Genomic DNA, 2,476 nt, shown 5'->3' with positions numbered 1-2,476 from the left:
TATTAACAGGTTATATCTGAGTTTCGTATTTTGTTCTTTAGCGTTCACTAAATCAAGTATTTTACTGGTCTTTCGATCAGTTATGAATCGATTAAGCTTTAATACAACAACTGTTTGGGTGTTGTATAGTCAAGCCTCACGAGCAATTAGTATTGGTCAGCTTCACATGTCACCATGCTTCCACATCCAACCTATCAACGTCGTAGTCTTCAACGGCTCTTTAGGAGACATAAAGTCTCGGGGAAATCTTATCTTGAGGTAGGCTTCCCGCTTAGATGCTTTCAGCGGTTATCCCTTCCGAACATAGCTACCCGGCGATGCGACTGGCGTCACAACCGGTACACCAGAGGTTCGTCCACTCTGGTCCTCTCGTACTAGGAGCAGATCCTCTCAAATTTCCAACGCCCACGGTAGATAGGGACCGAACTGTCTCACGACGTTCTAAACCCAGCTCGCGTACCTCTTTAAATGGCGAACAGCCATACCCTTGGGACCTGCTTCAGCCCCAGGATGAGATGAGCCGACATCGAGGTGCCAAACACCGCCGTCGATATGAACTCTTGGGCGGTATCAGCCTGTTATCCCCAGAGTACCTTTTATCCGTTGAGCGATGGCCCTTCCATACAGAACCACCGGATCACTAAGACCTACTTTCGTACCTGCTCGACTTGTGGGTCTCGCAGTTAAGCGCGCTTTTGCCTTTATACTCTACGCGTGAGTTCCGACCACGCTGAGCGCACCTTCGTACTCCTCCGTTACTCTTTAGGAGGAGACCGCCCCAGTCAAACTACCCACCAGACATGGTCCTCGTCCCGGATAACGGGACAGAGTTAGAACCTCAATCTTACCAGGGTGGTATTTCAAGGACGGCTCCATCAGATCTGGCGTCCTGATTTCAAAGCCTCCCACCTATCCTACACACGTAAGATCAAAGTTCAATGTCAAGCTGCAGTAAAGGTTCACGGGGTCTTTCCGTCTAGCCGCGGGTACACCGCATCTTCACGGCGATTTCGATTTCACTGAGCCTCTGCTGGAGACAGCGCCCCCATCATTATGCCATTCGTGCAGGTCGGAACTTACCCGACAAGGAATTTCGCTACCTTAGGACCGTTATAGTTACGGCCGCCGTTTACTGGGGCTTCGATCAAGAGCTTCGCTTACGCTAACCCCATCAATTAACCTTCCAGCACCGGGCAGGCATCACACCCTATACGTCCACTTTCGTGTTTGCAGAGTGCTATGTTTTTAATAAACAGTTGCAGGGGCCTGGTTTCTGTGGCTGCTCTCAGCTCAGGAAGCAAGTTCCATCACCAAAAGCAGCGTACCTTCTCCCGAAGTTACGGTACCATTTTGCCTAGTTCCTTCAGCAGAGTTCTCTCAAGCGCTTTGGTCTACTCGACCTGACCACCAGTGTCGGTTTCGGGTACGATTCCAGTGTAACTGAAGCTTAGAGACTTTTCCTGGAAGTATGGTATCAGCCACTTCACTGTACAAGTACAGCTTGCTATCAGATCTCAGCATAGAGCACCCCGGATTTGCCTAAGATGCATGCCTACTTCCTTCCACCTGGACAACCAACGCCAGGCTGACTTAACCTTCTCCGTCCTCTCATCGCATTACACTGAAGTATTGGAATATTAACCAATTTCCCATCGACTACGCCTTTCGGCCTCGCCTTAGGGGTCGACTCACCCAGCCCCGATTAACGTTGGACTGGAACCCTTGGTCTTTCAGCGAGCGGGTTTTTCACCCGCTTTGTCGTTACTCACGTCAGCATTCGCACTTCTGATACCTCCAGCAGACTTCTCAATCCACCTTCATCGGCTTACAGAACGCTCCCCTACCACGTATACAATGTATACATCCGCAGCTTCGGCACATAGTTTTAGCCCCGTTACATCTTCCGCGCAGGCCGACTCGACTAGTGAGCTATTACGCTTTCTTTAAAGGGTGGCTGCTTCTAAGCCAACCTCCTAGCTGTCTATGCCTTCCCACATCGTTTCCCACTTAACTATGATTTTGGGGCCTTAGCTGGCGGTCTGGATTGTTTTCCTCTTGACTACGGACGTTAGCACCCGCAGTCTGTCTCCCGGATAGTACTCATTGGTATTCGGAGTTTGCATCGGTTTGGTAAGTCGGGATGACCCCCTAGCCGAAACAGTGCTCTACCCCCAATGGTATTCGTCCGAGGCGCTACCTAAATAGCTTTCGGGGAGAACCAGCTATCACCGAGTTTGATTAGCCTTTCACCCCTATCCACAAGTCATCCCCTGGCTTTTCAACGACAGTGGGTTCGGTCCTCCAGTCAGTGTTACCTAACCTTCAACCTGCTCATGGATAGATCACCCGGTTTCGGGTCTATACCCAGCAACTAAACGCCCTATTAAGACTCGATTTCTCTACGGCTCCCCTATACGGTTAACCTTGCTACTGAATATAAGTCGCTGACCCATTATACAAAAGGTACGCAGTCACC

At 50.1% G+C, this 2,476-nt stretch carries 1 rRNA gene (cut by a window edge); it reads right to left on the bottom strand.

Annotated elements, in window-relative coordinates:
- Positions 1-125 precede the first annotated feature (125 nt).
- Positions 126-2,476 (bottom strand): 23S ribosomal RNA (locus tag H4I94_RS01105); it runs 332 nt beyond the window's last position.

Origin of the sequence: Acinetobacter sp. T_3_1, from assembly GCF_025377055.1 — a bacterium.
Taxonomy (GTDB): Bacteria; Pseudomonadota; Gammaproteobacteria; order Pseudomonadales; family Moraxellaceae; genus Acinetobacter; species Acinetobacter kookii.
Note: the sequence above shows the minus strand (reverse complement) of the source record. Positions and strands in the feature narration are given on the sequence as shown.